We start from the raw sequence: 2,807 nt of genomic DNA on the forward strand, positions 1-2,807 counted from the left end.
AATACTTCCTGGTGACCGATAGCGGACGAGTACCGTGAGGGAATGGTGAAAAGTACCCCGGGAGGGGAGTGAAATAGTACCTGAAACCGTTCGCCTACAATCCGTCGGAGCCTTTAGGGGTGACGGCGTGCCTTTTGAAGAATGAGCCTGCGAGTTAGTGGCATGTGGCGAGGTTAACCCGTGTGGGGGAGCCGTAGCGAAAGCGAGTCTGAAGAGGGCGTTTGAGTCGCATGTTCTAGACCCGAAGCGGAGTGATCTAGCCATGGGCAGGCTGAAGCGTGGGTAAGACCGCGTGGAGGGCCGAACCCACCAACGTTGAAAAGTTGGGGGATGACCTGTGGTTAGGGGTGAAAGGCCAATCAAACTCCGTGATAGCTGGTTCTCCCCGAAATGCATTTAGGTGCAGCGTCGTGTGTTTCTTGCCGGAGGTAGAGCACTGGATGGTCTAGGGGGCCTACAAGCTTACCGAAATCAGCCAAACTCCGAATGCCGGTAAGTGAGAGCGCGGCAGTGAGACTGCGGGGGATAAGCTTCGTAGTCGAGAGGGAAACAGCCCAGATCACCAGCTAAGGCCCCTAAGCGTGTGCTAAGTGGAAAAGGATGTGGGGTCGCATAGACAACCAGGAGGTTGGCTTAGAAGCAGCCACCCTTTAAAGAGTGCGTAATAGCTCACTGGTCAAGTGGTTCCGCGCCGACAATGTAGCGGGGCTCAAGCACACCGCCGAAGCTGTGGCACTCACACAGAGCCAGGTAGGTTCCTTTGGGGGTCTATCCAGGTGTGTGGGTGGGTAGGGGAGCGTCGTGCCGGGGGTGAAGCAGCGGGGTGACCCAGTTGTGGACGCGGCACGAGTGAGAATGCAGGCATGAGTAGCGAAAGAAGGGTGAGAAACCCTTCCGCCGGATGACCAAGGGTTCCAGGGCCAGGTTAATCCGCCCTGGGTGAGTCGGGACCTAAGGCGAGGCCGAGAGGCGTAGTCGATGGACAACGGGTTGATATTCCCGTACCCGCGAAGGAGCGTCCCTGATGAACCTCGTTGTGCTAACCATCCGATCTGCTGGCGGTCTTCGGACCGGTGGTGGGGAGCGTGGGAACCTGGCGGGTAGTAGTCAAGCGATGGGGTGACGCAGGAAGGTAGCTGAGCCCGGCCGGTGGTTGTGCCGGGGTAAGCGTGTAGGCCGACATGTAGGCAAATCCGCATGTCATGGGGCTGAGACGTGATGCCGAGCCGATTCAGGTGAAGTCAGTGATCCTATGCTGCCGAGAAAAGCCTCTAGCGAGTTCCGAGCGGCCCGTACCCCAAACCGACACAGGTGGTCAGGTAGAGAATACCGAGGCGATCGGGCGAACTGTGGTTAAGGAACTCGGCAAATTGCCCCCGTAACTTAGGGAGAAGGGGGGCCGGAGACGTGAAGCCCCGTGCGGGTGGAGCGTTGTATGGCCGCAGAGAGCAGGGGGAAGCGACTGTTTACTAAAAACACAGGTCCATGCGAAGAAGTAATTCGATGTATATGGACTGACGCCTGCCCGGTGCTGGAACGTTAAGGGGACCTGTTAGCTCTTCGGGGCGAAGCGGAGAACTTAAGCGCCAGTAAACGGCGGTGGTAACTATAACCATCCTAAGGTAGCGAAATTCCTTGTCGGGTAAGTTCCGACCTGCACGAATGGCGTAACGACTTCCCCACTGTCTCAACCACAGGCCCGGCGAAATTGCATTACGAGTAAAGATGCTCGTTACGCGCGGCAGGACGGAAAGACCCCGGGACCTTTACTATAGCTTGACATTGGTATCTGAGTTAGCTTGTGTAGGATAGGTGGGAGCCGGTGAAGCGCATACGCCAGTATGTGTGGAGGCAATCTTGAAATACCACTCTGGTTGATTTGGGTATCTAACTTCGGACCGTTATCCGGTTCAGGGACAGTGTCTGGTGGGTAGTTTAACTGGGGCGGTTGCCTCCTAAAGGGTAACGGAGGCGCCCAAAGGTTCCCTCAGCCTGGTTGGCAATCAGGTGTTGAGTGCAAGTACACAAGGGAGCTTGACTGTGAGACTGACGGGTCGAGCAGGGACGAAAGTCGGGACTAGTGATCCGGCACTTGCGTGTGGAAGCGGTGTCGCTCAACGGATAAAAGGTACCCCGGGGATAACAGGCTGATCTTCCCCAAGAGTCCATATCGACGGGATGGTTTGGCACCTCGATGTCGGCTCGTCGCATCCTGGGGCTGTAGCAGGTCCCAAGGGTTGGGCTGTTCGCCCATTAAAGCGGTACGCGAGCTGGGTTTAGAACGTCGTGAGACAGTTCGGTCCCTATCCGCCGTGCGCGTAGGATACTTGAGAAGGGCTGTCCCTAGTACGAGAGGACCGGGACGGACGAACCTCTGGTGTGCCAGTTGTCCCGCCAGGGGCACGGCTGGTTAGCTACGTTCGGAAGGGATAACCGCTGAAAGCATCTAAGCGGGAAGCTCGCTTCAAGATGAGGTATCCCACCCACCTTTGGTGGGGTAAGGCCCCCAGCTAGACGACTGGGTTGATAGGCCGGAAATGTAAGCCCGGTAACGGGTTCAGTTGACCGGTACTAATAGGCCGAGGACTTGACTACAAAGGTTCTGCTCGCGTCCACTGTGTAACTCACAACAAACAAACACCTCCCAACGGTGATGTTGGTGGAAGTGTGTTTGACATGTTGATAAGGTTACGGCGGTCATGGCGGAGGGGAAACGCCCGGTTACATTCCGAACCCGGAAGCTAAGCCCTCCAGCGCCGATGGTACTGCACCCGGGAGGGTGTGGGAGAGTAGGACACCGCCGGACA

Annotated in this window: 2 rRNA genes (1 of these 2 cut by a window edge); both read left to right on the top strand. The window is 57.0% G+C overall.

The features are described 5' to 3' along the window. A 23S ribosomal RNA gene (locus tag D2L64_RS26875) occupies positions 1-2,595 on the top strand; it begins 515 nt to the left of the window's first position. A gap of 94 nt (positions 2,596-2,689) precedes the next feature. Continuing rightward, positions 2,690-2,806 (top strand): 5S ribosomal RNA (gene rrf / locus D2L64_RS26880). Position 2,807: the final 1 nt, after the last annotated feature.

It is taken from the genome of Micromonospora radicis, assembly GCF_003583405.1.
Classification (GTDB): Bacteria; Actinomycetota; Actinomycetes; order Mycobacteriales; family Micromonosporaceae; genus Micromonospora; species Micromonospora radicis.